Here is a 4843-nt window from a genome sequence, read left to right on the forward strand (position 1 = left end):
TCGTCGCAAAGCTCCTCACACGCCGATGCCCGAGCCTTCCCTGGCCGGGAAATCTTCCCTCCCCACCTCCGTGGTCACCGAGCAGCTAGGGATTGATGATCATGAGCGAAGTGCCCCGGCCGGTGGGGTGGAACACGTGGGACGTCCGGTACCACACGGGCGTCGCACACCTCCCCACCGGACTGCGGCTCCGGTTCGGGCTCGCGGCGCCGCGCGGCGACGCCGTCCACGACGGCTTCACTTGGCGCCACGGGCTCGTGCGGCTGGGACATCACACCGTCGACGGTGCATACGCACAGGTGACGGTCGCCGCGCTGGAGACCACACTGGATCTCCAGTTCGCCGGAGGCGGAGACACCCTTGACGCCGTCGCCTCCGCGACAGCGGACGGGCCCACGGGTCAGCAGGTGCGTCAGCTGTCAGACCAGGCCTCGGTCCGGTCCGGTTCTCCGGCCGACGTCGTCGTCATCGTCGACCGGATGCCCGGCTTCGACGTCGAGGTCCGGTTCGATGTCGAAGCCTCGCGGACCGGACACGCGAACGTGGCTGGGTCGGCACCGACGACGGGCGCCGTGGACGGCATCCTTCCTCCTGCTATGACGGTGCTGGTCGACGGGCGCCCGTGGCGACTGATGCTGAACGCACCGATCCAGTCGACGACGACCGGTGACGACGGTGCGCTTCACGTGACCGTCGCCGGAGCGGACGCCACCGAGTTGGCCGTCCGCCTCGACCCCGTCCGGACAGAGGCGGGGCGCAGCGACCCGGCGACCGACGCGGCCGTGGCGGACCAGGTGAACGGAGCTGGGGCCGAGCTGGTGAACGTCACCGCACCAGAGCCGGTGAGTGCTGCCAGGACAGAGCTGGTGAACGTCACTGCATCAGAGCGGGTGAGCTCAGCCCGCACCACCGCGCTCGCCGAGCGCCTGCACACGAGCGGATGGCTGGGCGACGCCGGCGACGCGTACGTCCGCGCCGTCGCATGGAACACCGTCTACGCGCCCGACCTGGACCGGGTGCTGACGCCGACGTCCCGGGACTTCGTCTGCGCCGAACGTGAGGGCTTCTACGGCACCTGGGCCCTGCACACGTGGGACACGTTCTTCACCGGGCTGGTCGCGAGCTGGGTCGATCCGTCGTACGCACGGGGCATCTTCGGGCAGATCCTCGACCAGGCCGACGAACGCGGCATGCTGCCCAACCGGGTCTCCGACGACCGCGGCCGCACTGACGACCGGTCCCAGCCGCCTGTGGGCGCGTTGACCGTGCTCAAGGCGTACCTGGGCAGCGGGCTCAGCGACCAGACCCGCGACCGCACGATCCTGTCCAGCGGCTATGACGCGTTGCGCCGCTGGCACGAGTGGTGGCCGACGGCGCGGCGAGGGCCACACGGCCTGCTCGCGTGGGGCTCGGACCCCGCCGTGCGAGTGTCGAACGACCAGGCGAGCGCGACGGACGGTGACGAGCACGTTCACGACGAGCCGGGCACGGCCCTCCTGCTCGACCAGGCTCGACGCGAGTCCGGGCTGGACGACTCCCCCATGTACGACGACGTCACGTACGACGCGTCCACGCACACCATGGATCTGGCCGATGTCGGGCTCAACGCCTTGCACATCGCCGACGCCGAGGCGCTGGCCGTCGTCGCCGGGCGGCTCGATGACGACGCCACGGCGACGAAACTACGCGAAGAGGCGGAGGCCGCTCGTTCCGAGTTCAACCGGCTGCTGTGGGACGCGGAGCACGGCGAGTATCGCAACCGATCGGCCGACGGAGAGTTCTCCGAGCGCGTCTCCCCCACGATGCTCTACCCGCTGCTGGCCGGTGGCCCCACCGAGGAGCAGGCGGCGTCGCTCGTCGGCCGGCTGCTCGATCTTGCCGTCCTGGGTGGCGAACCACCCCTGCCGAGCGCGGCCCGCAACGATCCCAGCTTCAGCACCCGCTACTGGCGGGGCCGGGTGTGGGCGCCGATGGTGTATCTCGCCGTCGAAGGGTTACGCCGGTACGGATTCGACGACGAGGTACGGCAGATCGTCCGCTCCCTGCTCGACATCTTTCTCGACGAATGGAACCGGCACAGTCACGTCCGGGAGAACTACCCTGTCCGGCCGGGCGAGGACGTGCGCCCGCTGGCCGCCCGGTCCGACGGCTTGATGTCGTGGGGATCGCTGCTGGCGTACCTGGCCTTCCAGGAGCTCGCCGATCCCCGCGTCGACGGCTGGCGCTTCGCGCACCCCGGCGCGGACGCCGAGCTCGCGGGCATTCCGACCGGCGACGGCCGGCTGACGGTGCGCGCAGCGGAGACGCTGACGGTCCTGCTGGGGCCCAGCGCGCCGACGTCCCTGGACGCCGAGGCGACGGCGTCGCCCAGGCCGGAGCCGAAACCTCCGGTGACAGGGCAAGCCACGGGTTCGGCGACCGTGCTGCTGGAGGCCGATCCGCACGTCGTCGTGTCCGCGTATCGCCGAGGCCGGGACGTGGTGTCCGGCGTCGCCACGGCGCACGGCTCCGCGGGGCGTATCAGCGTCGCTCCTCCGCCCGGCGCGCACGGCCGCGTCGAGGTCCATGTGGACGACGCATCCGCTGTGCATACCTTCGGCTCCGGCCAGCAGATCGAGGTGGATGTCCCGGCCCCGGGCGTATCTGTCCTGTTCCAGATGACAAGGGAGAAGCACCACAGTGAGTAGCGAACAGGTGATCTCGGCCGACGTGCTGGTGGTCGGCGGAGGCGTCGGCGGCGTGGCCGCGGCCCTGGCGGCGCTTCGGCGCGGCCGCTCCGTCGTCGTCACGGAAAAGACCGACTGGCTCGGTGGCCAGCTGACCAGCCAGGGCGTCCCGCCAGATGAGCACTCCTGGATCGAACGGTTCGGGTGCACCCGCTCCTATCGCCGATTCCGCGACGCCGTCCGCGACTACTACCGCACGTGGTATCCGCTCACCAGCACGGCTCGCGCACAGGTGGAGCTCAACCCAGGTCAAGGACGAGTCAGCGGGCTCTGCCACGAGCCGCGAGTCGCCGCGACGGTGATCGAGAGCATGGTGGCGCCGTACCTCTCAGCGGGGCGGCTACGCATCTTCCTTCGACACCGGCCCACCGGAGTGGACGTCGACGGCGATGCCGTGTCCGCTGTCCGTCTCGTGGGGCCCGGCGAGGGCTCGCTCGTCGTCGACGCGTCGTACGTGCTCGACGCGACCGAGGAGGGCGACCTGCTGCCGCTCGCCGGTGCCGAGCACGTCACCGGTTTCGAGTCGAGCAGCGACACGGGCGAACCCAACGCGCCGGCGACCGCTCAGCCGGCGAACATGCAGGCGTTCTCCTGGGTGTTCGCTGTGGAGCACCGCGACGGCGAGGACCACACCATCGACAAGCCGGAACAGTACGGCTTCTGGCAGAGCTACCGGCCGTCGTTCTGGCCGGACCGCCAGCTGAGCCTCACCGCCCCGGACCCGCGGACACTCGAGCCGATGACCCGGACGTTCGTGCCACACGCGCACGCCGGGCCCGTGGTCGCCGACCAAAGTCTGGACCCCGGCGACAAGGACCTGTGGCTGTTCCGGCGGATCGTCGCCCGCGAGCAGTTCGAGCCGGGGTTCGCCGCCAGCGACGTCACGCTCGTCAACTGGCCGATGATCGATTACTTGCCCGGACCATTGATCGGTGTCTCCGACGACGAGCGTGCGGAGCATCTGCGAGGCGGGCGGCAGCTGGCGCTGAGCATGCTCTACTGGCTGCAGACAGAGGCGCCGCGTCCCGACGGCGGAACCGGCTGGCCCGGCCTGCGGCTGCGCCCGGACGTCATGGGCAGCGAGGACGGCCTGGCGAAGGCTCCGTACATCCGCGAGTCCCGACGGATCCAGGCCGAGTACACCGTGGTGGAGCAAGATCTGTCACTGGCTGTACGCGGCGACCACGGCGCGGTGCAGTACCTGGACTCCGTCGGCGTCGGGATGTACCGGATCGACCTGCACCCGTCCACCGGCGGCGACAACTACATCGACGTGGCCAGCAGCCCGTTCCAGATCCCGCTAGGCGCGCTGCTGCCGGTCCGGCTGCGTAACCTGCTGCCGGCGTCGAAGAACATCGGCACCACGCACATCACCAACGGCTGCTACCGGCTGCACCCGGTGGAGTGGAACATCGGCGAGGCGGCGGGTGCACTGGCGTCTCACTGCCTGACCAACCAGGTGGCGCCGGCGCAGGTCCGCGCCGACGACGCGCGATTGGCCGGATTCCAGAACGAGCTCGTCGCCGACGGCTTCGAGCTGGCCTGGCCCGAGGTGAAGGGGTACTGATGCGCGCTCGAGGTGACCGGCCGGCGAACCGGCACGGTGCCGCGACCATAACCCTGACCTGTCTGTCACAACTGCGACCGCAACCACGAGGAGGTGGCGATGCGAACCGGTAAGGACCTTCTTCGGGGCGTGACCGTGCCGTTGGTGACGCCCATGGACAGCCCTGGCGAGCCGAGTGCGGCGGTCGGCGCCGGCGCGGACCTGCTGGGCGCGCTCCACGGTTCCGGGGCCGACGCGTTGATGCTGCTCGGTAGCAACGGCGAAGGGCCGCTGCTCCCCACCGCATCGATCGGGGAGTTCGCAGTTGAGACGACGGCGCTCTGGCGCGAGCTGCACAGCGACGCCCGCAATGTTCCCCTCGGCGGAACCCACGACGCCTCCCTCGGCGGTACCCACGGTGCTTCCCATGACGACGACTCCAACAGCATTGCGCCAGTCCTGGTCAACGTCACTGCCGCGGGCACCGCCGAGGTGATGGCTCGGGTAGAGGCGGTCCTTCCTGCCGCACCCGACGCCCTCGTGCTCAGCCCACCCATCTACTTCCACCATC

2 protein-coding genes and 1 pseudogene are annotated in these 4843 nt (G+C 70.2%); all 3 read left to right on the plus strand.

Annotated elements, in window-relative coordinates; all coding sequences use genetic code 11:
• The first annotated feature begins 101 nt into the window (after positions 1-101).
• Positions 102-2687 carry an amylo-alpha-1,6-glucosidase gene (locus ELR45_RS11800; protein ID WP_129666184.1) on the plus strand — a complete coding sequence of 862 codons (2586 nt, stop codon included), beginning with the start codon at positions 102-104 and terminating at the stop codon, positions 2685-2687.
• A gap of 10 nt (positions 2688-2697) precedes the next feature.
• Entirely contained in the window at positions 2698-4293 is a 1596-nt protein-coding gene (locus tag ELR45_RS11805) for an FAD-dependent oxidoreductase (RefSeq protein WP_129666563.1), read from the plus strand.
• 99 nt (positions 4294-4392) lie between these two features.
• Positions 4393-4843 (plus strand): annotated as a pseudogene (locus tag ELR45_RS37575) (hypothetical protein); the annotation flags it as partial.

This window comes from Phytoactinopolyspora endophytica (genome assembly GCF_004138495.1).
Lineage (GTDB): Bacteria > Actinomycetota > Actinomycetes > Jiangellales > Jiangellaceae > Phytoactinopolyspora > Phytoactinopolyspora endophytica.

Bases quoted from the DNA above. Each gene is read 5' to 3' on its own strand.
- ELR45_RS11800 (WP_129666184.1), top strand. From the start codon at position 102: ATGAGCGAAGTGCCCCGGCCGGTGGGGTGGAACACGTGGGACGTCCGG.